Origin of the sequence: Streptosporangium longisporum (genome assembly GCF_039534895.1) — a bacterium.
Taxonomy (GTDB): Bacteria; Actinomycetota; Actinomycetes; order Streptosporangiales; family Streptosporangiaceae; genus Streptosporangium; species Streptosporangium longisporum.
On the sequence record NZ_BAAAWD010000015.1, the window covers coordinates 690,563 to 715,177 of the forward strand.

Below are 24,615 nucleotides of genomic sequence, written 5' to 3' on the forward strand. Positions count from 1 at the left end.
CGGCTCAGTGTGCCGCACGACCGGCGGGACGGCCACGGGTTAACCGGCCCGCCGGTGCAGGGACCGCCCCGGGCCACAGCCGGGACCGTCCCGGACTACACGTCGGTCATGATCTCCTCGGCGATGAGCTCCAGGTGGTCGAGGTCGACCAGGTCCAGGATCTGCAGGTAGACCCGTTCGACGCCCAGCTCGGCGAAGCGGCCGATCTTCTCGGTCACCTCGGCGGGGGTCCCGGCCAGCCCGGCCACCCGCAGCGCGGCGAGGTCCTGCCCGGCCGCCTCGACCCGCCGCGCGAGCTCGGCGTCGTTGGAGCCGACGCAGACGGTCTGCGCGACGGAGAGCGTGACCGGTTCCCTGCCCTCGGCCTCGCACGCCTTCCTGACCCGGTCGAAGGCCTCGGCGGTGTCCTCCACGGTGCGGAACGGCACGTTGTACTCGTCGGCGAACCGCGCGACCAGGCGCGGGGTCCGGGTGGCGCCGGTACCGCCGATGATGATCGGCGGCTTGGGGCTCTGCGCGGGCTTGGGCAGCGCCGGGGAGTCCGCCAGCCGGTAGTGGGCCCCCTCGAAGGAGAACGTCTCCCCCACCGGCGTGGTCCAGAGCCCGACCAGTATCTCCAGCTGCTCCTCGAACCTGCCGAAGCGCTCGGCGATCGGCGGGAAGGGGATGCCGTACGCGGTGTGCTCGGCGTCGAACCAGCCGGTTCCCAGCCCCAGCTCCACCCGTCCGCCGCTCATCCGGTCCACCTGGGCGACGCTGATCGCCAGCGGCCCGGGCAGCCGGAAGGTGGCCGGGGTGACCAGCGTGCCGAGACGGATCGTGGAGGTCTCCCGGGCCAGGCCGGCCAGGGTGATCCAGGAGTCGGTGGGGCCGGGCCCGGGGTCGCCCTTGCCGATCCGCATGTAGTGGTCGGAGCGGAAGAACGCGTCGAACCCCAGCCGCTCCGCGGTCAGCGCGACCGCGAGCAGCTCGTCGTAGGTGGCGCCCTGCTGCGGTTCAGTGAAGATCCTCAACTTCATGCAGACCATTATCCGGGCACTACGGACGGCATCCGCAGAAAGCCCGCGCCGTGGCGTGGGCGCTTGCTAACGTTCTGCCCTCTGACGCATCGGGTAGCGGGTCGAACACGCTCGGCGATCGCCCCCGCCGTCGAGGAGGGGAGCTCATGCCCGTGGCGACCGACCGCCCCGACACCCTGCGGGCCCGCGAGCCCGGCACCCCGCCCCGCTCCCTGGTGGTGCTCGCCTCGGTCGCGCTCGTCGCGGGCACAGGTACCGCGATCTGGCTGCTGCCCTCCGGCGCGACCGGCGAGTGGAGCGCGCGCGGCGACCGCGCCGCTGCCGCCCCCCCCTCCGGTACGCCGCGTCCGGCCGCGTCCGGGAGGAGGCCCGCGGTGGACCGCGAGGCGGCCGTCTCCCGCCCGTCGGGGTTCGTGACGTTCGTGGACGCCGCGCGCGACCCGCGCTTCGACCTGCCCAGGGCGGTCAGGACGGACCACGTGCGCTGGTTCACGCTGGGCCATCTCACCGCCGGGCAGAAGGGCTGCGTCCCCACCTGGGGCGGGCTCCGGGATCGGGACGGCGCCCCGGTGGCCGACCGGCTCGGCCGCCTGCGGGCCGCCGGGGGCAAGGCGGGGCTCGCCTTCGGCGGGCCGTCCGGGCGCGAGCTCGCCTCGGCCTGCACCGACCCGGAACGGCTCGCCGCCGCCTACCGCCGCGCGATCACCGCCTTCGGCGCCGCGTACATCGACTTCGAGCTTCACGGCCCGGCCGCCACGGCCACCGTGCGGCGGCGCGCCCGGGCGATCACCGTCCTGCAGCGGGAGGCCGCCCGCGAGGGCCGCTCCCTGGCGGTGAGCTTCACCCTGCCGGTCACCGGGGCGGGCCTGGCCCGTCACGACCAGGAGATGCTCCGCGCCACCCGGGCGGCGGGGGCCGAGATCTCCACCGTCAACCTCCTGGCCCCCGTCGGCGCCCCCGCGGCCGGGGCCCGCCTGCGTCCCGTCGCCTCGGCCGTACGCGCCGCGCACCCGCAGGTGGCCCGTTCCCTCGGCCGGGCCACCGCCTGGGACCGGATCGCGCTGACCCCGGTGCTGGCCGGGCACGGGCGGCTCACCCGGCTCGACGCGCGCAGGCTCGCCGCCTTCACCAGCCGCAACCGGCTGGCCTGGCTCTCGACCCGGGGTGTCGCCCTCACCCCCGAGCTGACCCGCCTGCTGACCGGAGCGCTGCGCTAACGACCCGGGCGCTGCATTGGCGACCCGAGCGCTGCACTGGCGACCCGGGGCGCCGCGTCGGCGACCCCGGGCGACGCGCCGGCGACCGGTAGCGCTGCGCCAGTGACCCGGACGTCGCGCTGGACAAGCACCCCCCTCTGGGGTTATGAATGGGTTATAACCCTCTCCTAACCCCAAGAGGAAACGATGCCCAAGATCAACGTGTATCTGCCCGACGAGCTCGCCGAGGCCGTGAAGAAGGCGGGCGTGCCGGTCTCGGCCGTCTGCCAGCGGGCCCTGGAGCAGGCGGTGCGGCGGGTGACCGCCATCCGCGAGACGGCGCTCGGCGATTCCGACCTCGACGATCTGACGAGGCTGCCCAACTTCACCCCCCGCGCGCGCGAGGTGATCAAACTGGCCGTGGACCAGGCACGTGCACTGGACGCGGCCGAGGTCGGCACCGAGCACCTGCTGGGCGGAATGCTCGCCGAGGGCACCAACCTGGCCCTCCATGTCCTCGGCGTTCTGGAGATCAGCCTGGAGGAGGTACGGCGCAGGCTCGACCGGTCGGGCCCCGCGGCCGGGAACGCGCCCTCCTCGGCCGGGGACGCCGGGACCGCCGCGTCGAGGCTCGCCTTCGGCGCGTCGGCGGCGGCGGCGCTGGAGATGACCGTCACCGAGGCCACCTCGCTCGGCCACAACTACGTCGGATGCGAGCACCTGCTGCTCGGCCTGATCGCCGAGCCCGACGGGACGGCCGGGCGCGTGCTCCGGGAGCTGGGCGCCGAGCACCGGCTGACCCGCCACGCCGTCTCGGCCGCCCTCGTCGGGTACGTCCACCTGCGCGCGCAGACCCAGGGAACCCCCATCGCTCCCCCCGCCTCCCCCGCCCCCTTCACCCTGCCCGCGGGCGCGGCGAGCGCCCTGTCGGCGGCCGTGCGCGAGGAACTCCGCCCCATCGTGCTGAGGCTCGAACGGCTGGAGGAGCGCCTCGGCGCGCAGGAGACGGAAGAGGAGGAGGAGCGGCCGTGAGCGGCCCGCCCCCGCGAGGGGCCGCGATCCCGGGGCGCGACGCGCACCCCCTCGGTTCCGGCGTGCGCGTGACGGCGCGGCCCGTGGCGGGCGCGCTCGCGCGCCTGCTCGCGGGCCTGGTCACCGGAGTCCTGGTGGGCATGGGCTCCGGGGTGCCCGCGGGACTGGTCGCCGGGATCACCGTGGGCGCCGGTGTGGGGATCATCGTGCGCGCCTCCTCCCGCCGCCGCCCGTGAGGAACGGCGGCGAGGGACGGTCCCGGAGAGGGAGCACCGGGACCGGCGCCGCGGCCGGCGTCAGGCGCGGTGCACCCAGGTCTTGAGCCCGGGGATCCGGTCGACTCCGATCCAGTAACTGGACGGCACGTTCCCCCAGCCGGGACGTCCGGCCACCGGGTCGTGCACCAGGACGTTACGGCCGGCGGTGTCCCAGCCCGTGATCGCGATCCAGTGGTCCACGCTCTGCGGGTAGGTGAAGTACCTGCCGTTGACGTGGCCGGTGATCCTGCCCCTGAACCCCACCGCCACGGCGGAACGCCAGGCCTGGTTCCCCGAGATGTTCCGGCGGACGGTGTCCAGGAGCCGGCCCGGGTCACCGCTGGAGGTCACCTGCCACCGGTGACCACCGGTCTCCAGCATGGTCTTCATCTCGGTCCGGTACGTACCGCCGACATCACGCCTCAGCCCGATCCGGGCGGCCAGGCCGTACACGCTCGGGGCCTTGGCGTCGCCCTGGGAGAGGATCATCGCCGCCGTGGTGGGCCCGCAGTAGTTGCCGTAGGGCTGGGTCCAGAAGTCGATGCCGTGCACGGTCTCGTTGGGCGCGCCGAATGCCGCGGCGGTGAGTACCGGGGCCGCCACGGCGGGGACGGCGGGTGCCGCGCAGAGCGCCGCCACCGCGGTGAGCGAGGTGAGGATCCCGGCGGTGGGCCGGGAGAGTGCGAAGGACATGGGGCCGCCTCCTGTGCGGTCGGGGGATCGCGGCGGGTCGTGCCGCGAACGATTCCGAGCCAACCGGCTCACCGGCCCCTCCACCAGGCGTGACGCGTCTCCGGGACGTCTCCGGGACGTCCCGGAGACGTCCCGGGTGCCTTGAGGCCCGGGCGCGGGAGGTGCGACCCGGACCGCCGCGCCCATAAGGTCCTTCCGCACACCGACGAAGGAGGGCGAGAGGTCGATGACGGCCGGCGAGCCGGATCCGCGAACCGCCCGCACCCCCCGGGAGTTCCGCGAGCACCTGAAGGAGTGGCGGGCCGCGAGACCCGGCCTGTCCCTGAACGAGCTCACCAGGAGGGTCCAGCGCCACGGTGGCGCGCTGAGCCGCGCCGTGATCGGACGCGTCTTCCAGGACGCCGCGAGACAGGACACGCTGCCCCAGCGGGACTACGTCGAGCGGGTCGTCGTCGCCGGCGCCCTGGAGCGATGTCCCACGCGCCCCTGCGCCTGCCGTCCGGAGGAGGTGGAGGTCTGGCTGGCGGCATGGGACGCTCTCGACCGCCTTCCGCCCGACCCCGGCCACCTTCCGCCCGTCCCCGGCCTCACCCCGCGGGATCGTGGCCGGCCGTCCGTGCCGGTGATCGGCGGCGCGGTGCTCGTCGTCGTACTCGCCGTCGTCGCCGTGCTGGTGACCGTCGCGGTCTCGCGCTCCTCGCGTCCCCCGGACGCCGGTACCGTCTCCCCCGCCGGGGGTGGGGGCGGGGACTCCGCGCTGCCCTGCCGGGCGGGCGTCTCCGAGGGGGACGTCATCGACTCCGCCCCGCTGCCGGGTGACGAGGCCCGGCGCGTCGATCCGGTTCTCGACTTCGGTCACCTGCGCGGCTCGGCCTGGTACCGCCTCCACCGGGGAGAGATGTACTACTGGGGTCGCGGCTACCGCGATCGCGGCCTCGCGGGCACCGGGCAGGGCGGCATCCGGCTCGACTGGCGGCGGGGGAACGGCCCCTGGCACACCTGCGACGTACCCGTCACGGCGGCCGACGGCGACGGCAAGGCGCGCACCCCTGCCGTCAGGAAGGTGATCGGCGGGGTTCCGGTCACGATCAGAATATGCCTGTGGGCGAGTTCCTCCACATACACGGAAGAATGCACGGCCCCGCTCTGAACCTGGTTCGACGGAGGGGATCCGCCGGGAGTACCGGCACATCGGCACAGGAAACGCCCCTTCCGAAGGACCGGCGCGCGGAAACGGCTGATGCGCCGCCGTCTCCCGTGCAAATCTGGTCGCGTGCTCTCGATCCCACCTCTCCCCATCGCCGCCCCGGTAGGCGAGGCAGGCTCCGACCTGGCCGTACACCCCGTTCTGATCGTCGCCGTCATCGCGATCGTCTTCTATCTCGCCTCCTGCAAGTTCCATCCGTACATGAAATGCAAGGCCTGCAACAAATCCAAGGAATCCCACTCGACGACCTTCAAGGGTGCCTTCGGCAAATGTCGGGCATGCAATGGAAAAGGGCATTCCGTCCGATGGGGTGCGCGATTCCTGGGACACAAGGACTGACGGGGCGATGAACGCCTCCCGCTGGAGCCGACCCCCGCCCTCGGGCCCGGCCGGTACCGGGCCACGGACCGGGGGCAGGCCTCTGCGGGAGACGCCCACCGGGTCCGGCGTCGTGACGCCACAGGGACCGGCCCGGAGGGCCCGCCACCGTCCCGCCCACCCCCGCCCGGCCGATGCGCGCCATCCGAGTTGAACAAAAAGTTGAAAACAAAGTGTTTTCTCGACATGATGCTTCCATGTCCGATGCGAACCCCTTCACCCGTCCCGATCCGGCCGCGCAGCGTTCGGAGCGCACCTACACCGCCCTGATGCGTCTCGCCGACCGGCACGCGGGCACCCCCGAGCGCCGAGCCCGGCACGTCCACCCGTCGGTGCCCTCGCCGCACGAGGTGGTGCGGCTGGTCGCCGTCATGGCGGGGGGCTCCGTCCCCGCCGAACCGGGAGAGCCGGAGATCGACACCACCGATCTGATGGCCGCCCTGACCCTCCTGCCGCAGGTGCGCGCGGAACAGGACACGACGGAGCTCGCCCTGATGAAGATCGCGCGTGGGCGCGGGATGACGTGGCAGGACATCGCGTTCAGCCTGGGCCTGAGCACGCCCCAGGCGGCCCGGCAGCGGTACGAGCGCCTGGAGACGCGCTCCGAGCAGGACTCCCCCGCCACCGCCTGACCTCATGGAGCCGCGGCGGTGGCCCGGGTGGCCCAGCTGGCCCGGGTGGCCCGAGGGTCCGGCCGGGTCGCCCCCGCCCACCGCCGCGTCCCCCACCGTCGCGCCCCGTCCTCCCCCGGCGCGACCCCGCCTCCCCGGCGCGCGAACGGTCAGCGCAGGGCGCCGTAGAAGGTCCGCAGGTCACCGGCGAGCACGTCGGGCACGATGTGGGCGGCGTAGTGGCCGCCGTGGTCGTACGACCTCCAGTGCACGATGTTGCGGTGGTCGCGCTCGGCGAACGTGCGCATGGAGACGAAGTCGCCGCCGAACATCGCGAGCCCGATCGGGACGGTGGTGGGCTCCGCGGGATGCTCGGCGTGCGCGTCCTCGTAGTAGAAGCGGGTGGCCGACGTCGCGGTGCCGGTCAGCCAGTAGAGCATCGTGTTGGTCAGCACGAAGTCGGCGTCCACGTCGACGGTGTCGCCGAAGAGCTGCGCGTTCCAGCCCAGCAGCCCGACCGGCGAATCGAAGATCGCGTACGACAGCGTCTGCGGCTGCTGCGAGTGCAGGATGTTGAACGACATCTTGTTGTCGTAGAACCACTGCAGCGACTCCAGCGCCTTCCGGTCCTCCGGGGTGATCTTCTCGAACTCGGCGGGGTCCCCTGAGGGGAACGAGAAGATCTGGGTGACGTGCACCCCGACGACGTGCTCGGGGTCGATCCGCCCGACCTCGGGCGAGACGAACGAACCTCCGTCGTTCCCGGCCGCGCCGTAGCGGTCGTAGCCCAGCCTGCGCATCAGTTCCGCCCACGCCCTGGCGGTGCGGTACCGGTTCCACCCCTTCTGCCGGGTCGGGCCGGAGAAGCCGAAGCCGGGCAGCGACGGGATCACCAGGTGGAACGCCTGAGCCGGGTCCTCGGGGTCGGTGAGAAGATCGATGATCTTCAGGTACTCCACGATCGAGCCCGGCCAGCCGTGGGTGAGGATCAGCGGCAGGGCGTTCTCGTGCCGCGAGCGGACGTGCAGGAAGTGGATGTTCTGCCCGTCGATCTCGGTGGTGAACTGCGGGTACCGGTTGATCCCGGCCTCGTGGGCGCGCCAGTCGTATCCGTCGCGCCAGTACGCGGCGAGCTCGCGCACGTAGGACACCGGGACGCCGTAGTCCCAGCCGGTGCCGGGGAGCTCGTCGGGCCACAGGGTGCGGTCGAGCCGGTCGTGAAGGTCGTCCAGCCGGGCCTGCGGGACGTCGATGCGGAAGGGCCTGACCTCGGTGTTCTCGCTCATGAAGAGAACATTACGGACCCTTCCGGTCAGCTTCTGTCCTGAAGTCCTGGCAGTCTTGGGACCATGTTGGAGACCTCGGCGCGGCTGCTGCGCCTGCTGTCGTTGCTGCAGTCCAGGCGGGACTGGTCCGGCGCGGACCTGGCGGAGCGGCTGCGCGTGAGCGAGCGGACCGTGCGCCGCGACGTCGAGCGGCTGCGCGAGCTCGGATACCCGGTCGGCTCGACCCGGGGCACCGACGGCGGCTACCGGCTGGGCGCCGGCACCGCCATGCCGCCGCTGCTGCTCGACGACGACGAGGCGGTGGCCGTGGCGGTCGGGTTGCGCACCTCCGCCGGCGGCGGCGTCGCGGGCATCGAGGAGACCTCGCTGCGCGCGCTCACCAAGCTGGAGCAGGTGCTGCCGTCCCGGCTGCGGTACCGGGTCAACGCGCTGCAGACGTACACCGAGCCCGTGCCCGCGGACCGTCCCGGCCCGGTGGTCGACCCGGGCGTGCTGACCGTGCTCGCCGCGGCCTGCCGCGACCGGGAGCGGCTGCGGTTCGGCTACCGCGCCCACGACGGGTCCGCGGGCGTGCGGATCGTCGAACCGCACCGGATCGTGTCGTGGGGCCGCCGCTGGTACCTCGTCGCGTGGGACGTCGAGCGCCGGGACTGGCGTACCTTCCGGGTCGACCGCGTCGAGCCGCGCACGCCCACCGGCCCGCGTTTCCCCCCGCGGGATCCGCCCGAGGGCGGCGCGGCCGCGTACGTCGCGCGAGGGGTCTCGGCCGCGGCCTGGCGCCACCGGTCCCGGATCGTCGTCCACGCGCCCGCCGAGGTCGTGACCGAGCGGATCAACCCGGCCGTCGGCGTGGTGGAGGCGCTGGACGAGCGCACCTGCGTGCTGGACACCGGCGCTGACAGCCTGAACACGATCGCCGTGTACCTCGGCATGCTCGACCTCGACTTCGAGGTCACCGAGCCCCCGGAGCTCGTCGAGCACCTCCGCGGCCTCACGGCCCGCTACGCCCGTTCCACCGCCTCCGCCGGGCCTCCCGACGCTCCCGGCGCTCCCGGGGCTCCCGGGGCCGGTGACGGGCCACCCGTCGCGTCCTCGCGGGCCGGGGACTAGACCGGCTCCCCGGCCGGGTGCGCCGCGCACTCCGCGTGGCGGGTCATCGGCGCCTCCGCCGGGTGACCACGTCACCGGCCGTGCCGATCGCGAGACCGAGGACGATCATGATGACGTAGGTGTAGATCTCGTAGCCGTCGGGGGCGAGGAAACGGAAGAAGCCCATGAAGGGGGTCCAGCCGAGCCACTCGTGCAGGAGGCCGCTCGCGCCGCAGACGACGAGGACGAAGCACACCAGGCCGGACAGGGCCCTCAGGGGGGACGCGGGTTCAAAGGAGGTCATGGCCCGACGGTAGGCGCGCGGCGCAGGGCACGGCATCGGGCTCAGGACGGCCGGGCGGTGACCAAGGTCGCGGGTGGGGGCGTGAGGGTCGTACTTAAGTATCCGGCCGCGGCGCGAGGAGCCGGTCGCGAGCGGAGGGCACGTAGATTTCCGGAGTATGCGCCGCATCCACCGCAGCCCCCGCGACTGGGCCGCCGACCTGGCACTGTTCCTCTTCGCCGCCTGCTTCGCCGCCGTCAGCGCGCAGTCCGTACCGATCCCCGCGGACCTCGACCCCCTGTGGCGGGACGTCGACCAGGTGGTCGGCGCGCTGGGGTGCGCGGCGGTGCTGCTGCGGCGGCGCTGGCCGGTGGCGCTGGCGGTGGTGGTGCTGCTGGCCGGCACCCGGGCGCACTACCTGGTCGGCCCGACGATGGTGGCGGTGTTCACGGTGGCCGCGACCCGGCCGTGGAGGGTCACGGCCTGGGTGGCGGCGCTGGCCTTCGCCCCGCTGCCCGTCTTCCTGTGGGGGCTGGCGGAACTGCCCGAGGACCGCGCGAGCTCGGCGCTGACGTACTTCGCGCTGATCGCCGGGGCCATCGGGTGGGGGCTGTTCCGGCGCTCCCGGCAGCAGCTGATCGCCTCGCTGCGCGAGCGTGCCGAACTGGCCGAGGCGGGCGCGGAGTTGCGCGCCGAACGGGCCCGGAGGGAGACGCGGGAGGAGATCGCCCGCGAGATGCACGACGTGCTCGGTCACCGGCTGTCGCTGCTGAGCCTGCACGCGGGGGCGCTGGAGTTCAACCCGGGCGCGCCCAGGGAGGAGATCGCACGCGCCGCCGAGGTGATCCGGGAGAGCACCCAGCTGGCCCTGCGCGACCTGCGCGAGGTGATCGGGGTGCTGCGGGCCGGGCCGGAGGAGCGTGAGCGGCCTCAGCCGGAACTGGCGGACCTGGCCCGGCTGGTGGCGGAGGCGAGGGCGACGGGCGGCCGGATCGAGCTGACCGGGCCACCGGACGGGCCGGGGCCGCCTGCCGTGGTGGGGCGTACGGCGTACCGGATCGTGCAGGAGGCGCTGACCAACGCGCGCAAGCACGCGCCCGGCGCGGCGGTCGCGGTGAAGGTGACCGGGGAGCCCGCGGGCAGGCTGGCGGTGGAGGTCCGCAACACGCCCCCGCCAGGACCGGCCCCGATCCCCGGCGAGGGCGAAGGCGAGGGTGGGAACGGGAGCGGCGGGCAGGGACTGATCGGGCTGGCCGAACGGGCCCGCCTGGCGGGCGGTGAGCTGACGGCCGGGCCCGCCGACGGCGGGTTCCGGGTCCACGCCTGGCTTCCGTGGCCCACGACCGGCACCGCGACCGCCGCGGGCCAGGGGTCCGGCACCGTGGCCGTCGCGGGCCAGGGCTGAGGAGGGGGGGAGGATGATCCGTGTCCTGCTGGTCGACGACGACGCGCTCGTGCGGGCCGGGCTGCGCCTGATGCTGGGCGGCGCCCCGGACGTCGAGGTCGTCGCGGAGGCCGCGGACGGGGCCGAGGTGCCCGCGCTGGTCTCCGCGCACCGGCCCGATCTGGTGCTGATGGACATCCGGATGCCGGGCGTGGACGGGCTGACCGCCACCCGGGCGCTCCGGGCCCGGCCCGGCGCCCCGGAGGTGCTGGTCCTGACCACCTTCCACACCGACGCGCACGTGCTGCGGGCACTGCGCGCCGGCGCGGCCGGATTCCTCCTCAAGGACACCTCCCCGCAGGACATCGTCACGGCCATCCGGACGGTGGCCGGCGGGGACCCGGTGCTCTCCCCCGCCGTCACCCGCCGGCTCATCGAGCAGGTGACCGACGGTTCGGGGCAGGACGACCGGGCCGCCGCCCGTGCCCGGCTGGCGCTGCTGGGCGAGCGGGAGCTGGCGGTGGCCCTGGCCGTCGGGCGCGGCCTGTCGAACGCGGAGATCGCACGGGAGCTGCATCTGGCGCTGCCGACGGTGAAGACGCACGTGTCACGGATCCTGACCCGCCTGGATCTCAACAACCGCGTCCAGATCGCCCTGCTGGTCCACGACGCGAGCGCGCCGGGGGATCGCTGAGGTCCCGCGTCGAGCCGGTGATCGACACGGAGCTCCGAGGGCGCCCTGTGACCGCCTTCGCTGGTGATCGTCTATACGGACCCCGCCTGCTCCCGCCAGTACACCAGGTGGTCGCGGGTGGTGAGGATGTGGCTCCATGGGGCCGGACGGGTCACGGGCGGTGCGCGAGGGCGCCGAGGAGTCGTCGATCGTCTACCAGTGACAGCACCGCCTGGCCGGTCACGCTCCTGACCGGTGGGCGGACTCGAGACGGGCCAGCTCCTGTGGTGAGAGCCGCAGCGCACCGGCGGCGACGTTGTCGGCCAGGTGGCCGGGGTTTCCGGTGCCGGGGATGGCCAGCATGTTCGGCCCCTGCTGCAGCGTCCACGCCAGCCGGACCTGCGCGGCCGTCGCCCGGTGCGTGCGGGCGACGGCCACGACCTCCTCGCTGTCGGCGCCGCTCGTTCCCGCCTCCTGCCCGATGCCGGCGATCGCGAAGAACGGGACGAACGCGATGCCCTGCTCCGCGCAGGTACGCGGCCGGACGAGCCCGTCGGGCCGAAGGCCGATGCCGTAAGGGTTCTGCACGCACACCACCGGGGCGATGGAGCGGGCCTCGACCAGGTGTGCGGGCGTGGCGTTGGACAGGCCCAGGTGGCGGACGAGCCCGGCCTCGCGCAGCCCGGCCAGCGCGCCGAAGTGCTCGGCGATCGAACCGGCCGCCCGGCTGGGCGGAATGCGCAGGTTCACCACGTCGAGGTGGTCGCGGCCGAGCTGGCGCAGGTTCTCCTCGACCTGTCCGCGCAGCTGCTCCGGCGTGGCCCACCACCACTTTCCCGACGGGTCCCGACCCGGCCAGACCTTGGTGACGATGACCAGGTCGTCGGGGTAGGGGGCCAGCGCCCGGTTGATCAGCTCGTTGGCCGAGCGCAGCGGGGAGAAGTAGAACGCGGCCGTGTCGATGTGGTTGACGCCCAGCTCGACCGCGCGGCGCAGCACGGCGATCGCCCGGCCGCGATCGCTCGGGGTGCCGTCGCCGAACGCCCCGCCGTTCTGGGTCAGGCGCATCGCGCCGAATCCGATCCGGTTGACCGTCAGGTCACCGAGCTTCCAGGTGCCCGCGGCCGCCGCGGTGATCGCCTCCGAGGTCATCCATCAGAGTCTGCCACCCATCGACGGTGACATCTTCGCGTACGCCTGAGCTCCCGTCCGGATCAGTTCAGGCAGAGACAGAAGGGGTGACCCGCCGGGTCCAGGAAGACCCGGAATGACGTACCGGGCTGGTCCGGAGGTTTGGTCGCACCGAGCGCGATCACTGCCGCCTCGGCGGCATCGAGGTCGTCGACGAGCATGTCGAGGTGCATCTGCTGGGGCCGTTCCTGGGTCGGCCACGTCGGCGGCGTGTAATCGTCCACCCGATGGAAGGAGATGCACCGGCCGTCCTCGGCGCACACCGAGGCCCGGTCGGCGGAGACGTCGATCTTCCAATCCAGCATCGCGCCGTAGAACCTGGCGAGCGCACCGGGGTCGGGGCAGTCGACGGCGAGGAGAGGCATGCGGGCAACGGCCATGCCGGCCAGGATATCGACGGTTGCGGCCGATCACGCGTCCGGCTTTCGCGGCGACGTGCCGGCGCTGTGTCCGGCTACTGCGCCGCCCGGGGCTCATCGCGCTGGCCTACGTGGCCGGCGCCTACGCCGCCGTGCTCGGCGCGGGGGCCGCGCTGTTCGGCGGCAGCGGAGAACTCGGGGAGGCCGTGCAGGGCGGTGCGGCGTTGGTGCGCCGCGGCGCACTGCTGCTGGCCGCCGTCATCCTCGTCGTCAGCGGAATCCGGCGGCTGCGGACGCGCAGGCGCGCGGCGGTCGTACTCCCGCGCCGGCTCGGTCCGTGGACCGCCGCCCCGCTGGGAGTGCTGGTCACCGGAGCGGACCTGCCCAACGCCTTCCCGTACCTGGTCGCCATCGAACGACTTAACGCCGCTCACATACCGACAGGCGCCGGCATCGTCGTTCTACGCCCTTGTCTACTGCCTGCCGTGCCTGCTGCTGTTGTTCGCGGGCCTCACCTGGCGCGCAGATCACGTCGCGCCTGCAGCGGGTGTACGAGCGTCTCGGTGCCGAACGCGTGCAGCCACGCTCGGTCCCGATCGCCGCCGGCCTGTTCCTGCTGGCCGCCGTGGTGACCGCACTGGCGTTCACCGTGTGAGGACCTTGACGGGAACGTCCGGACGCGCGGGCCCGGGTCGATGTCCCGTACCGATTCGACTGACCAGGAGTGAGACCCCGGCTTCGCCGATCAGTGGAAGGATGACGGCATGACGAACGACGACCGTGTCAGACGGGCCGGCGAACTCCATGACCTGGACGAGCTGCGCCGCCTCGCCGAGGCCGGGAACCGCGACGCCGTGGCGGAGCTGGTCGAGATCGCCGGTGAGCGCGGCGACGTGACCGAGCTGCGCAGGCTCGCCGAGGCAGGCAGCGACCACGCCGCCGAGGTACTGGCCGACCTGGCCGACGTCTAGTGCTGTGACCAGAAACGTCTGCCGGGTTGGCGTGTAGGGCGACTGGGCCGGTTGGATGGTGCTGATCACGTTCGATCGGCGCTCAGGAGGCTAGGTGACGCGACCGGTCAAGGTCCGCAGGCTCACAGATCAAGAGGGGTAGAAGCTACAGCGGATCGTGCGGCGCGGCACGGCCGGCACGGTCCGGTATCGGCGGGCGATGATCCTGCTGGCCTCGGCCGGCGGCAACACGGTGGCGGTCATCGCCCGCTTGGTGGCCGCAGATGAGGACACCGTGCGCGATGTCATTCATCGCTTCAACGAGATCGGGCTGGCCTGCCCGGACCCTCAGCGGGCGGGAGGCCGTCCCCGCCTGCTGAGTTCTGACGATGAGGCGTTCATCGCGCAGACGGCCACCACACGACCAGCCAAACTCGGCCGGCCCTTCACCCGCTGGTCCATCCGCAAACTCCTGGACTACCTGCGCCGTCTGCCCGGCCGTGCCCTCACCCTCGGCCGGGAGACGTTACGCACCCTGCCGGCCCGCCACAGCATCACCTTCCAGCGCACCAAGACCTGGACTTCGACACCAAACTCGACGCAATCGAGTACGCCCTCACCCACCGGCCCGAGCGCACCTTCGTCTTCGACGAGTTCGGCCCCCTGGGCATCCGGCCCACCGCCGGGACGAGCTGGGCACCACAATGCAAACCGGACCGGCTGCCGGCCACCTACCACCGCACCCAGGGCGTCACCTACTTCCACGGTTGCTATGCGGTCGGCGATGACCTGCTGTGGGGCATCAACCGGGCCCGCAAAGGCATCGACCCCACCTGGGCCGCCCTGAAGTCGATCCGCGCCGCCCGACCCGACGGCGCCCCGATCTACGTCATCTTGGACAACCTGTCGGCGCACAAGAACTGGCGCATCCGCACCTGGGCCAAGAAGAACAAGGTCAGACTGCTGTTCACCCCGACCTACGCCTCCTGGGCCAACCCGATCGAGGCGCACTTCGGCCCGCTGCGCCAGTTCACCATCGCCAACTCCGACCATTCCAACCACACGGCCCAAACCCGTGCCCTGCACGCCTACCTGCGCCAGCGCAACGCCCACACCCGCCACCCCGCCCTCCTGGCGGCTCAACGTCGCGAACGCGTCCGCATCCGCATCCGCAGTGAAAAGGGCATCCGCTGGGGCGGTCGGCCCCTCGCACCGGCAGCTTGAAACCCTCACCCGACCCGGCAAACGTTCCGGGTCACAGCACTAGGTTGCGTACTGTGGGCGCCCGCTGGGCCGGTAAACCTGAATCGTCACGCCATTTGAGGTGGCTCGCGAGTCGAACAGTTCAAGTGCTGTGTCCGGGCCCGTGGCGGGAAACAGCCGCGTGCCCTGGCCGACGACCACGGGATAGGTGAGCAGGGTGATCTCGTCGACAAGCTGCTTGTCGAACAGCCAGCGAACCAGGCCGCCACTGCCGTGCACCTGCAGCTCACCTCCCGGTGTGGCCTTCAGCTCGCGGACGGCGCCCGCGACGTCACCGGAAAGGACGGTCGTGTCCGCCCATCGCGGGTCGGTGAGCGTGGTCGATGTCACGTACTTGGGTTGCGCGTTCAACGCCGCCGAGATCGGGTTGCTGCCCTGATCCGTCCCCCAGGAGCCGGTTCCCCAGGAGCCGGCAAAGATCTCGTAAGTCCGCCGTCCGAACAGGAACGCGTCAGCGCGCTGGAAGATCTGGCCGAGGAACATCTCGCTCTCGTCGTCGAGCAGCGGCAAGGCCCATCCACCGCGCTCGAATCCACCTCTGCGGTCCTCGTTCGGCCCACCGAGTCCCTGCATCACGCCGTCGACGGAGATGTGCGTGACGGTCGTCAGTTTCATGATCGCAGTTCCTTTCGCCAGGTTTTGTCGTCGTTTTACTCGGCCAGACCGCGGCGCCGATCTGATCAGTCGCAACAGAGTCCGTCAGGCCGAATCTCCTGCGGTTCAGGGGCGTCCCTCGTGGGCGACCTCTCATCCTTGCTACGAACAGCCCAGCCCTGATCCGACACGGCCGTCCGGACTTTTTCGAAGATTTTCCGGTACGCCGGTTGTAAGCGATCCGAGAGCCTGGACGCGCTGAGGCCCCGGTTCGATCGCCCGCCGATACCGGGCCGTGCCGGCCGTGCCGCGCCGCACGATCCGCTGTAGCTTCTGCCCCTCTTGATCTGTGAGCCTGCGGACCTTGACCGGTCGCGTCACCTAGCCTCCTGAGCGCCGATCGAACGTGATCAGCACCATCCAACCGGCCCAGTCGCCCTACACGCCAACCCGGCAGACGTTTCTGGTCACAGCACTAGACGCGTTCCGCGGGCGGAGGGGACCCCGCGGAGACGATGCGCCGGGCCTCGGAGCAGCGCGTACCCCCGGCTCCTCTGGCGGGCCGGTCCATGCTCACGCGGGGTCCTTGGCGCCGTCGGTGCCGGAGAGGCCGGCGGCGGGCTGGCCGGGGGTGACGATGGCGCGCAGCAGGTCGCCGGCGATGGCGGTGCGCTGCTCGGGCTCGAGGGTGTCCATCGCCTCCAGCAGGCGCTCGGCGGCCAGATAGCGGGAGAACTCCAGTGGCTGGTCGAAGTAGGCGCGCAGGTGACCGGCCGCGCTTTCCTGGGAACGCACGAAGGTACGGCCGATGTAGGCGGCGAACGCGGCCGCGGCCGCCCCCAGGGCACCGGTGACGACACTGGCCGTGGGGGTGGCGGCCCTGAGGGCCAGCACGGCGAAGACGACCAGCAGCACGAAGCCCACGGTCATGGCGATCTGGGCGTTGCGGAAGCTCTGGCGGGCCTGGCTGGTGGCGATCTGGTGGTAGTAGTCCAGCCGCTTGTGGGTCACGTCCCACAGCGCCGGCAGGGCCAGCCGGTCGCCTTCGCCCAGGGTGTTCTCCGCCTGCCGCAGGGCTTGCCGGGCGCGTTCGGCGCGAAGGAGCTCCTGTCTCTGCAGAACGCTGCTACGGGCAAGGTAGTAAAGGGCGACGGCGAGCGCGATCAGGGCGGTGAATGACGATATGACAGAGGAGATCTGGTCGGCTCTCTCCAGACCGCCCCGGGCGGTGAGGACCGCGACGGCCGTGGTTCCCGCCACGGTGACGACGGTGAAGAGCACGGTGAGGAGAAGGGATCGGCGGCGGGGGGAGTTCGCCTCGCCCGGCGGGTCGACCACTGGGTGATCGTACATGGCGAGGAACATCGGCTTCCAAGATCATTCATTCGGGACCCTCCGCCCTTCTTCGTCCGGGAACGCCGGGGTCGGCCGCGCGGTCAGTCCGCGCCCCAGATCGGCCGGCCGGGATCGGCGGCGGGAAGCGTCGACAGGACGGCGGCCACGGTGTTCCAGTCGGTCACCTCGACGTTGTCGGTCATGAGGCGCAGTCGTCCGGCGATCTCATGGTGCGCGTCGAGGAACACCGTGATGCCCGCGATGATCTGGCCGGTGACCGCCTCGTAGCCGCCGGCGCCGCCCTGGCCCTTGAAGAACGTCACGCCCTCCGCGGTGTCGCCCCAGAAGTCGCCGACGGCGTTCAGGTCCTCGGTGGCCTGGGCGACGAACGCGGCCAGGTCGTCCCTTTCGACGTCGAACGCGGCCGCCGCCGAGCGGATCTGTGGTTTGTCGAACTCCATGTCGTTCTCAGCCTCCCGCCGGTTTGTGGGCCATGGTGAAGTACAGGAGCGCCCGGCCCAGGGTCTCCTTCCAGGTGGGGACGAGCTCCTCGCCCGACTGCCCGTTCATGACGTCGTAGGAGGGGCCGTATCCGATCGACCCGCCGGCCATGCGGTTGAGGAAGTTCTGGGCGTCCGCGTTCGCGGTCACCTTCCGGGCCAGGGGCGCGGCCGCGTCGAACACCCCGTAGAAGGCGACCGAGGCGGTGAACTCCTTCAGCGCCTGCGTGGCGTTCTCCTCCAGCGAGCCGGGTGACTCACCGCGTGCCGCCTTGACGCCCGCCACGACCGCCACGTCGCCCACGGCGAAGAAGATACTGCCGATCGTGTACTCCGTCAGCTTGCTCAGCACGATCTTGGCGATGCTGTGTTGCAGCAGCTTCGCCAGCAGCCGGGCCTGCGCCCGCCGGATGAGGATCTGCGTGATCTGGTACGCCGCCCCGGCCTGCCAGGGGAAGGTGGTGATGAAGACGAAACTGGCCAGGTTCGCCAGCGCCAGCGTCCAGTACGCGTCCCGGGCCGACTCGATCGTCGTGGCGAACTCCGTGCAGGCCGCGCTGTTGTCGCGGCACCGTTTCGCGAGCCTGGCGGCGTACCCGTTCTCCTCGGCCTGCGGGTACAGCTCAGTGGTGACCGCCGACTTGAACTCCTCCACCCCGCCCCCGCTGTTCCTGCGCCACACCGACTCCGCGGCCGGGTAGGTGCGGTCGGGGCTCTTCTCGATGCGGTCGGCCAGACGGGCCCAGACCGCGGCGGCCTGGCGCGCCTTGTCCGGATCGCCCGCCGGGTACTCGACGGCGAGCATCTCGAACACGAAGGCGGCGATGCCGAGGGTGCCGAACCCGTAGATGCTCGCGCGGCCGGGACTGATCCTCAACGCCGCCGGGCCTCATCGGTACGGTCGCCGTCCAGCAGCGTGCCGGCGACGAACGGCGCCACCAGGTCGCCCGCCTCCTGCTCGGCGTCGCGTGCCGCCCGTGCGGCGGCCTCGATGATCGCCGCCGCGAGCCGGTCGGAGCCGAGCCGCATGGCGCGCGGGTCGATCGTGAGCCCGACGAGCGTCCCGGCCTGCGTCACGTTCACCACGACCCGCCCGTCGGCCGCCTCGCCCCGGCCCCTGACGGAGTCGATCCGATCGCGCAGCCCTTCCAGCGCCTCCAGATCCTGCTGAAACCCGTGAAAAAGCCTGCCCAGCTCCTGGTCGCCGGTGACGGCGAACGGATCTGCCGGTGATGTCATCCTGTCTCCTGAGTCACTCACGTGATCTCCGTAATATACACATAATAAGTAGGAAATAACGGTTTTCATCCGTCGATGAGCAGAGACGTGATCTGGAGCCCGGGACGGCGACGGTCCGGCCGCAGGGGATCGCAAGGAGCGGGAAACGTCCTGATCCGGCCAGGAAAGCGGCCTGCGACGACGGCCCGTTCACCCCCGCGTTCGCGGGGGTCGTCCTATCCTGACCTCATGCCGTACATCGAGGAGCGCGTCTCCACCGTCGAGACCGACATCGCCGAGATCAAGGACCGGCTCGGCGTCATCGAACGCACCCTCGGCACCATGGAACCCAAGCTCAACCGGGTCGCCGAAGACGTCGCCGAGCTCAAAGCCGGCCAGGTCGAGATCCGCGACCTGCTCGCCCGCGTCGTCACGCGGCTCGAGGGCGTCGGCTCGTAGCCTGCCGCTCACGCGAGAAGGGCCCCCGCCGTACGGCGGGGGCCCTTCGTGTTCGGCGGCCCGCCCCCCTCCCCGAAGAGCCGATCCGCCGCCGGTCAGGCCTGGACCGGCTCCTTGACCAGGTGCGCCACGCACTCCACGTGGTGGGTCATCGGGAAGGCGTCGAAGGCGCGCAGGCCGGCGAGGGAGTAGCCGCGTTCGGCGAACCAGGCCAGGTCCCGGGCGAGCGTGGCCGGGTCGCAGGAGACGTACACGATCCGGGTGGCCTGCAGGCCGGTCAGGCCGGCGATGACGTCGCGGCCGAGCCCCGCCCGGGGCGGGTCGACCACGACCAGGTCGGCGCGCTCGATCCCGAAGCGCTCCAGGGCGTTCTCCACCCGGCCCCGGGCGAAGCGGACCTGGGGCAGGTCGCGCAGGTTGCGCTCGGCGTCGCGGACGGCGACGGACTCGGACTCGACGCCGAAGACCGCCCCCTCGGGGCCGACCGCCTCGGCCAGCCCGGCGGCGAACAGGCCGACGCCGCAGTAGAGGTCGAGCGCCCACTCCCCCGGCTGCGGGGCGGCGAACTCCAGGACCGCGTCCAGCAGGGTGGCCGCCGTCCCGGGGTGCACCTGCCAGAAACCGCTGCCGGTCACCTGGAAGTCCCGCTCACCGACGCGTTCGACCAGGTGGTTACGGCCGTGGACGACGCGGCTGCGGCCCTTGCCCTCGTCGACGAAGACCGCCACGCTCGTGTCGAGGTCGGGTACGGCCACCGTGCGCCGGGGCTTGGGGGCGATCACGACGGCCTGGTCGCCGGCGGAGGAGGCGATGACCTCGACCGAGGAGGCGTTGCGCCAGTTCATGACCTCGGCGCCGACGTTCTCCACCTCGGGGTGGGCGATCAGGCACAGGTCCACCGGCTGGATGTCGTGGGAGCGGTGGCGGCGCAGGCCCAGGCCGCCCTCGCGGTCGACGGCGAACTGGACCCGGGTACGCCAGCCGAGCCCGTCGGGGGCCCCGGGGACCTCCTCGACGGTCCCCTTCCAGTCGATCCCGGCCAGGCGCGAGAGCTGCTCGGCCACCACGTCGGTCTTGAGGCGGCGCTGGGCGTCCAGGGAGGCGTGCTGCCAGTCGCAGCCGCCGCACAGGCCCGGACCGGCGAACGGGCACGGCGGGGTCACCCGGTCCGCGGAGGGCTCCAGGATCTCCACCGCGTCGGCCCGCAGGAACCGGGAGGTCTCCTCGGTGATCTCGGCCATGACGCGCTCGCCGGGCAGGGCGTGCCGTACGAAGACGACCCGGCCGTCGTGACGGGCGACGCACCAGCCACCGTGCGCAACCGGTCCCACCGTCAGTTCGATCGCCATTGCCCGCTGCCCCCAGAATTCGTCGTCGGTCGGTCCTCCTCGCGCCCGAGAGCGCATACGAAAGGTTATGCCTTGACGTCCTCGTCCCGAGCCCCTCGCGCCGGCCGGCGGGCCGCACCGGGCGCGAAGGGCTCGGGACGGCCCTTGAGCCGGTCGGAGGAGTGCAGCTGCCAGGGCACGCTGATGACCATGACGCCGGGCTGGAAGAGCAGGCGGCCCTTCAGCCGGAGCGCGCTCTGGTTGTGCAGCAGGTGCTCCCACCAGTGGCCCACGACGTACTCGGGGATGTAGACGCTCACCACGTCGCGCGGGGAGCGGCGGCGCAGCGACTTGACGTACTCCAGGATCGGCCGGGTGATCTCGCGGTAGGGCGAGTCGAGCATCTTGAGCGGGACCTGGATGCCGCGGCGCTCCCACTCCTCCTGCAGCGCCCTGGCCTCGGGCCCCTCCACCCCCACGGTGATCGCCTCCAGCTTGGAGGGGCGGGTGGCGCGGGCGTAGGCGAGGGCACGCAGGGTCGGCTTGTGGATCTTGGAGACGAGCACGATGGCGTGGTTGCGGGCGGGCAGCATCGACTCGGTCAGCTCGGTGTCCTCGTCGACGGAGAGCTCCTCGGCGACGTTCTCGTAGTGCCCGTGGATGCCCTTCATCATCAGGAACAGCACCGGCATGGCCACGCAGACGATCCAGGCCCCGTGGGTGAACTTGGTGACCAGAACGACCACCAGCACCACGCCGGTCATCACGCCGCCGAAGAAGTTGATGGTCCGCGAGCGGTGCATCCGGTGCCGGACCCTGGGGTCCTCCTCGGTCGCCAGGTGCCGGGTCCAGTGCCGGACCATGCCGATCTGGCTCAGCGTGAACGACACGAAGACGCCCACGATGTAGAGGTTGAGCAGGCGGCTGACGTCCGCGTCGAACCCCCACAGAAGCAGGCAGGCCGCGGCGGCGAGGATCACGATGCCGTTGGAGAAGGCCAGCCGGTCGCCCCGGGTGTGCAGCTGGCGGGGCAGGTAGCGGTCCTGGGCCAGGATCGAGCCGAGCACCGGGAAGCCGTTGAAGGCGGTGTTGGCCGCCAGGAACAGGATCAGCGCGGTGACGGCCGAGATGGCGAAGAAGGGGAGCGAGCCGCCGCCGAAGACCGCGTCGGCCACCTGGGCGATGATCGGCTGCTGGTAGTAGTCGGGCCCGGCCGGCCGGCCCTCGATGAGCACGTCCCGGAAGGCCACGGCGGGGTCGGCGACCTTCACCCCCGAGGCCAGCCCGAGGGTGATGATGCCGATGAACATCGTCACCGACACCAGGCCCATCATCAGCAGCGTGCTCGCGGCGTTCTTGCTCTTCGGCTTGCGGAAGGCGGGCACGCCGTTGCTGATCGCCTCGACGCCGGTGAGCGCGGCACAGCCCGAGGAGAACGCGCGCAGGATCAGGAAGGCCGCGGCGAAGGCGGTGACGTTCGACTGTTCGGCGATGATCTCGTAGTCGGCGGTGGGAGCGCGCAGTTCGTCGCCCAGGACGAGCACCCGGAAGCCGCCCCAGAGGACCAGGCCGAGGACGGAGAACATGAAGGCGTAGGTGGGGATGGCGAAGGCCGCCCCCGACTCCCGGATGCCGCGCAGGTTCACCAGCGTCAGCAGCACCACGATCACGATCGCGACCAGCGGCTTGTGCTCGGCGACGTAGGGGATGGTGGCGCCCACGTAGTCGACGCCGTTGGCGACCGACACCGCGACGGTCAGCACGTAGTCGACCATCAGGGCGCTGGCGACGGTCAGGCCGGCGTTGGGGCCGAGGTTGACGGTGGCGACCTCGTAGTCGCCGCCCCCGCTGGGGTAGGCGTGCACGTTCTGCCGGTACGACGCCACCACGGTGAGCATGACCACCACGACGGCCAGGGCGACCCAGGGGCTGAAGTGGTAGAAGGAGACCCCCGCGAGCGAGAGGATGACGAGGATCTCCTGGGGGGCGTAGGCCACCGAGGAGAGCGCGTCGCTCGCGAAGACCGGCAGCGCGATGCGCTTGGGCAGCAGTTGCTCGTTCAGCTGCGTGCTGCGCAGCGCTCGCCCGATGAAAAGGCGTTTGACAAGGTCCGTCACCTTCGACACGTCTGCCGATGCTAGCCCCTAATCTCGGGGCGGCTGACGCGGCACTCCCGGAGCGGGCCATACTGGCTGAATACATCGGGAGCAAGATCCGCCTACAGCGACCGGCGGGGGAGCATGCATATCGTGATCATGGGGTGTGGCCGGGTGGGTTCGACTCTGGCGCACATCCTGGAGGACAGTGGCCACTCGGTCGCGATCATCGACCGTGACCCGCAGGCGTTCCGGCGGCTGCGGGCGGGGTTCCGCGGGCGCAGGGTGACCGGGATCGGTTTCGACCGGGACGTCCTGGAGGAGGCCGGCATCGAGGCCGCCGGCGCCTACGTGGCGGTCAGCAGCGGCGACAACTCCAACATCATCTCCGCCCGGGTGGCCCGCGAGACGTTCGGCGTGGACAACGTGGTGGCCAGGATCTACGACTCCCGGCGCGCCGAGGTCTACCAGCGGCTGGGCATCCCCACCGTGGCCACGGTCCGCTGGACCGCCGACCAGATCCTGCGCCGCGTCCTGCCGGAGGGCGCCGAGCCGCTCTGGCGCGACCCCAGCGGACGCGTGGTGCTGGCCGAGGTGGCCTACCATCCGGGCTGGGTCGGTACGCCGACACGGGACCTGGAGGCGGCGGCGGGCAGCCGCCTGGCGTTCATCAACCGGATGGGCGAGACCCTGCTGCCCCGGACCGACTCGGTGGTGCAGGAGGGCGACGTGCTGCACGTCCTGGCGGTCGAGACCGACATGGACCGCATCAACAAGGTGCTGTCCTCGGGCCCCGAAGAGGAGCACTGATGCGCGTCACCATCGCCGGCGCGGGAGCGGTCGGCCGCTCGATCGCCGCCGAGCTCCTGGAGAACGGCCACCAGGTCCTGCTGGTCGACATCGACCCCAAGGCCATCAAGATCGACACCGTGCCGAGGGCGGAGTGGCTGCTCGCGGACGCCTGCGAGATCTCCTCGCTGGACGAGGCGGGCCTGGCCGACTGTCACGTGGTCGTCGCCGCCAGCGGTGACGACAAGGTCAACCTCGTGGTCTCGCTGCTGGCCAAGACCGAGTACGGGGTGCCCCGGGTGGTGGCCAGGATCAACCATCCCAAGAACGAGTGGCTGTTCAACGAGTCGTGGGGGGTGGACGTGGCCGTCTCGACCCCGCGCCTGCTCAGCGCCCTGGTCGAGGAGGCGGTCAGCGTCGGCGACCTGGTGCGCCTGATGACCTTCCGCCAGGGCCAGGCCAACCTGGTCGAGCTCACCCTGCCCGAGGACGCGCCGGTCGTCGGCCAGCGCGCCGGTTCGGTGCCCTGGCCCAACGACACCGCCCTGGTGGCGATCCTGCGCGAGGGACGGGTGCTGGTGCCCACCGCCGACGACCCCCTGGAGGCCGGGGACGAGCTGATGTTCGTCGCCAGCCAGGAGGTCGAGGAGGAGCTGGCGGAGCTGCTGTCCCCGCACCACCGCACGCCGCGCTGAGCCGTCTCCCGGCCCTGTGCCGCCGGGGGGAGGCCCGCTCGGCCCTGTGCCGGGAGGCCCGGTCAGGAGGCGGTGGGCTGCACCGGGGTCCGGCCGCGGGCCAGCAGCCACACCATGGCGGCCAGTGCCGCGATCTGGAGCGGCCAGCCCATCACGATCTTGAGGATGCCCAGCTCGGCGACGGCCTGGTCCCGGCCGATCAGGTAGACGGGCAGCTGCACCGCCACCCGGACCACGCACGGGATCATCAGCAGCCAGGTCAGCCTGGTGCAGAGCTTCACCACGGCCGGGTCGGAGCGCCAGGCGGTCGGATCACCGGTGACGGACCCGATCATGAAGCCCACCACCGGCCAGCGGGTGACGATCGACAGCAGCATGACCACCGAGTAGCCCGCGTTGTAGAGGATGCCGGGCAGGAACACGTCCTCGGCCTGGCCGGTCCGCGAGGCGAAGAACGCGCCGATGCCGATGCCGATCAGGCTGTTGATCACGAACTGCGGCGTCGAGCGCTGCAGCAGCCGCACGACGAGCAGCAGCACCGCCGTCCCGACGCTGACGATGAGGGAGCGCCTCAGGTCCGAGGTGGCGATCCACATGCCGGTGAAGGCGATGGTCGGGACGGCGGCCTCCACGACACCGCGTATCCCGCCGAACGCCTTGGCGAGCTGGCTGCGGAGCACGGCTTCCACCGTGTCGTGCGCGGCGGTCTCCTCGCTGGTGGTCATCTCTT

The 24,615-nt window shown here is 71.8% G+C and carries 26 protein-coding genes and 1 pseudogene; 13 read left to right on the forward strand and 14 right to left on the reverse strand.

What is annotated here, in order from left to right:
* Nucleotides 1-95: 95 nt before the first annotated feature.
* Entirely contained in the window at nucleotides 96-1,019 is a 924-nt protein-coding gene (locus tag ABD832_RS29310; protein ID WP_344901238.1) for an LLM class F420-dependent oxidoreductase, read from the reverse strand.
* 146 nt (nucleotides 1,020-1,165) lie between these two features.
* Between ABD832_RS29310 and ABD832_RS29315 the strand changes: the two genes are divergently transcribed.
* The 3 genes from ABD832_RS29315 to ABD832_RS29325 all read left to right on the forward strand — a co-directional run bounded on the left by ABD832_RS29315 (nucleotide 1,166) and on the right by ABD832_RS29325 (nucleotide 3,483).
* A complete protein-coding gene (locus ABD832_RS29315; RefSeq protein ID WP_344901241.1) occupies nucleotides 1,166-2,236 on the forward strand; it encodes a glycoside hydrolase family 18 protein in 1,071 nt (356 codons plus the stop codon).
* A gap of 186 nt (nucleotides 2,237-2,422) precedes the next feature.
* Nucleotides 2,423-3,247, forward strand: a complete 825-nt coding sequence (locus ABD832_RS29320) for a Clp protease N-terminal domain-containing protein (protein ID WP_344901244.1) — start codon at nucleotides 2,423-2,425, stop codon at nucleotides 3,245-3,247.
* The gene (locus tag ABD832_RS29325) at nucleotides 3,244-3,483 is read left to right on the forward strand and encodes a hypothetical protein (RefSeq protein WP_344901247.1); all 240 of its coding nucleotides are present in this window, start codon (nucleotides 3,244-3,246) and stop codon (nucleotides 3,481-3,483) included. Before ABD832_RS29320 ends, ABD832_RS29325 begins: the two co-directional genes overlap by 4 nt.
* A 60-nt stretch (nucleotides 3,484-3,543) precedes the next feature.
* On the opposite strand, the gene ABD832_RS29330 is transcribed toward ABD832_RS29325, so the two are convergent.
* Nucleotides 3,544-4,197 (reverse strand): C39 family peptidase, encoded by a 654-nt coding sequence (locus ABD832_RS29330; RefSeq protein ID WP_344901250.1) that lies wholly within the window; start codon nucleotides 4,195-4,197, stop codon nucleotides 3,544-3,546.
* Between the two features lie 226 nt (nucleotides 4,198-4,423).
* Between ABD832_RS29330 and ABD832_RS29335 the strand changes: the two genes are divergently transcribed.
* Both ABD832_RS29335 and ABD832_RS29340 read left to right on the forward strand, forming a co-directional pair.
* Nucleotides 4,424-5,347 (forward strand): hypothetical protein, encoded by a 924-nt coding sequence (locus tag ABD832_RS29335; RefSeq protein WP_344901253.1) that lies wholly within the window; start codon nucleotides 4,424-4,426, stop codon nucleotides 5,345-5,347.
* Nucleotides 5,348-5,979: 632 nt separating this feature from the next.
* Complete coding sequence (locus tag ABD832_RS29340; RefSeq protein WP_344901255.1) at nucleotides 5,980-6,414, forward strand: DNA-binding protein; 435 nt, start codon at nucleotides 5,980-5,982, stop codon at nucleotides 6,412-6,414.
* A gap of 149 nt (nucleotides 6,415-6,563) precedes the next feature.
* Here ABD832_RS29340 and ABD832_RS29345 read toward each other — a convergent pair whose 3' ends face one another.
* Nucleotides 6,564-7,679 carry an epoxide hydrolase family protein gene (locus ABD832_RS29345; protein ID WP_344901257.1) on the reverse strand — a complete coding sequence of 372 codons (1,116 nt, stop codon included), beginning with the start codon at nucleotides 7,677-7,679 and terminating at the stop codon, nucleotides 6,564-6,566.
* Between the two features lie 63 nt (nucleotides 7,680-7,742).
* Between ABD832_RS29345 and ABD832_RS29350 the strand changes: the two genes are divergently transcribed.
* The gene (locus ABD832_RS29350; RefSeq protein WP_344901260.1) at nucleotides 7,743-8,789 is read left to right on the forward strand and encodes a helix-turn-helix transcriptional regulator; all 1,047 of its coding nucleotides are present in this window, start codon (nucleotides 7,743-7,745) and stop codon (nucleotides 8,787-8,789) included.
* 43 nt (nucleotides 8,790-8,832) lie between these two features.
* On the opposite strand, the gene ABD832_RS29355 is transcribed toward ABD832_RS29350, so the two are convergent.
* Nucleotides 8,833-9,072, reverse strand: a complete 240-nt coding sequence (locus ABD832_RS29355) for a hypothetical protein (RefSeq protein WP_344901263.1) — start codon at nucleotides 9,070-9,072, stop codon at nucleotides 8,833-8,835.
* 157 nt (nucleotides 9,073-9,229) lie between these two features.
* Between ABD832_RS29355 and ABD832_RS29360 the strand changes: the two genes are divergently transcribed.
* Both ABD832_RS29360 and ABD832_RS29365 read left to right on the forward strand, forming a co-directional pair.
* Nucleotides 9,230-10,456 (forward strand): sensor histidine kinase, encoded by a 1,227-nt coding sequence (locus ABD832_RS29360; RefSeq protein WP_344901267.1) that lies wholly within the window; start codon nucleotides 9,230-9,232, stop codon nucleotides 10,454-10,456.
* A gap of 13 nt (nucleotides 10,457-10,469) precedes the next feature.
* On the forward strand, nucleotides 10,470-11,129 hold the full coding sequence (locus tag ABD832_RS29365) for a response regulator transcription factor (protein ID WP_344901270.1): 660 nt from the start codon (nucleotides 10,470-10,472) through the stop codon (nucleotides 11,127-11,129).
* Nucleotides 11,130-11,348: 219 nt separating this feature from the next.
* Here ABD832_RS29365 and ABD832_RS29370 read toward each other — a convergent pair whose 3' ends face one another.
* The gene (locus ABD832_RS29370) at nucleotides 11,349-12,260 is read right to left on the reverse strand and encodes an oxidoreductase (protein ID WP_344901273.1); all 912 of its coding nucleotides are present in this window, start codon (nucleotides 12,258-12,260) and stop codon (nucleotides 11,349-11,351) included.
* Nucleotides 12,261-12,322: 62 nt separating this feature from the next.
* Nucleotides 12,323-12,679 (reverse strand): VOC family protein, encoded by a 357-nt coding sequence (locus ABD832_RS29375; protein ID WP_344901275.1) that lies wholly within the window; start codon nucleotides 12,677-12,679, stop codon nucleotides 12,323-12,325.
* 743 nt (nucleotides 12,680-13,422) lie between these two features.
* On the opposite strand from ABD832_RS29375, the gene ABD832_RS29380 reads away from it, so the two are divergent.
* Together ABD832_RS29380 and ABD832_RS29385 are read left to right on the forward strand one after the other, a co-directional pair.
* The gene (locus ABD832_RS29380; protein WP_344901278.1) at nucleotides 13,423-13,629 is read left to right on the forward strand and encodes a hypothetical protein; all 207 of its coding nucleotides are present in this window, start codon (nucleotides 13,423-13,425) and stop codon (nucleotides 13,627-13,629) included.
* 154 nt (nucleotides 13,630-13,783) lie between these two features.
* Nucleotides 13,784-14,832 (forward strand): annotated as a pseudogene (locus ABD832_RS29385) (IS630 family transposase).
* 39 nt (nucleotides 14,833-14,871) lie between these two features.
* Here ABD832_RS29385 and ABD832_RS29390 read toward each other — a convergent pair.
* The 5 genes from ABD832_RS29390 to ABD832_RS29410 form a co-directional block, all read right to left on the reverse strand.
* Nucleotides 14,872-15,486, reverse strand: coding sequence for a dihydrofolate reductase family protein (locus ABD832_RS29390; protein ID WP_344901281.1), 615 nt, complete (start codon nucleotides 15,484-15,486; stop codon nucleotides 14,872-14,874).
* A 552-nt stretch (nucleotides 15,487-16,038) separates the two neighbouring features.
* Complete coding sequence (locus tag ABD832_RS29395) at nucleotides 16,039-16,818, reverse strand: TRADD-N-associated membrane domain-containing protein (RefSeq protein ID WP_344901284.1); 780 nt, start codon at nucleotides 16,816-16,818, stop codon at nucleotides 16,039-16,041.
* Nucleotides 16,819-16,901: 83 nt separating this feature from the next.
* On the reverse strand, nucleotides 16,902-17,261 hold the full coding sequence (locus ABD832_RS29400; protein WP_344901287.1) for a hypothetical protein: 360 nt from the start codon (nucleotides 17,259-17,261) through the stop codon (nucleotides 16,902-16,904).
* A 7-nt stretch (nucleotides 17,262-17,268) separates the two neighbouring features.
* Entirely contained in the window at nucleotides 17,269-18,177 is a 909-nt protein-coding gene (locus tag ABD832_RS29405; RefSeq protein ID WP_344901290.1) for a WXG100-like domain-containing protein, read from the reverse strand.
* Nucleotides 18,174-18,539, reverse strand: coding sequence for a YbaB/EbfC family nucleoid-associated protein (locus tag ABD832_RS29410; protein ID WP_344901293.1), 366 nt, complete (start codon nucleotides 18,537-18,539; stop codon nucleotides 18,174-18,176). Before ABD832_RS29410 ends, ABD832_RS29405 begins: the two co-directional genes overlap by 4 nt.
* Nucleotides 18,540-18,767: 228 nt before the next feature.
* On the opposite strand from ABD832_RS29410, the gene ABD832_RS29415 reads away from it, so the two are divergent.
* On the forward strand, nucleotides 18,768-18,977 hold the full coding sequence (locus tag ABD832_RS29415; protein WP_344901296.1) for a hypothetical protein: 210 nt from the start codon (nucleotides 18,768-18,770) through the stop codon (nucleotides 18,975-18,977).
* A gap of 95 nt (nucleotides 18,978-19,072) precedes the next feature.
* On the opposite strand, the gene ABD832_RS29420 is transcribed toward ABD832_RS29415, so the two are convergent.
* Both ABD832_RS29420 and ABD832_RS29425 read right to left on the reverse strand, forming a co-directional pair.
* Nucleotides 19,073-20,326, reverse strand: a complete 1,254-nt coding sequence (locus tag ABD832_RS29420) for a class I SAM-dependent RNA methyltransferase (RefSeq protein ID WP_344901299.1) — start codon at nucleotides 20,324-20,326, stop codon at nucleotides 19,073-19,075.
* Nucleotides 20,327-20,391: 65 nt separating this feature from the next.
* Nucleotides 20,392-22,431, reverse strand: coding sequence for an APC family permease (locus ABD832_RS29425; RefSeq protein WP_344901302.1), 2,040 nt, complete (start codon nucleotides 22,429-22,431; stop codon nucleotides 20,392-20,394).
* Between the two features lie 114 nt (nucleotides 22,432-22,545).
* Here ABD832_RS29425 and ABD832_RS29430 point away from each other — a divergent pair, with 114 nt between their 5' ends.
* Nucleotides 22,546-23,211: a potassium channel family protein gene (locus tag ABD832_RS29430; protein WP_344901305.1), complete on the forward strand. Its 666-nt coding sequence runs from the start codon at nucleotides 22,546-22,548 to the stop codon at nucleotides 23,209-23,211.
* Nucleotides 23,211-23,885, forward strand: a complete 675-nt coding sequence (locus ABD832_RS29435) for a potassium channel family protein (RefSeq protein ID WP_344901307.1) — start codon at nucleotides 23,211-23,213, stop codon at nucleotides 23,883-23,885. The genes ABD832_RS29430 and ABD832_RS29435 overlap by 1 nt, the downstream gene beginning before the upstream one ends.
* A 62-nt stretch (nucleotides 23,886-23,947) precedes the next feature.
* Here the strand turns inward: ABD832_RS29435 and ABD832_RS29440 are convergent, their stop codons facing one another.
* Nucleotides 23,948-24,610, reverse strand: a complete 663-nt coding sequence (locus ABD832_RS29440; protein ID WP_344901807.1) for a DUF3159 domain-containing protein — start codon at nucleotides 24,608-24,610, stop codon at nucleotides 23,948-23,950.
* Nucleotides 24,611-24,615 lie beyond the last annotated feature (5 nt).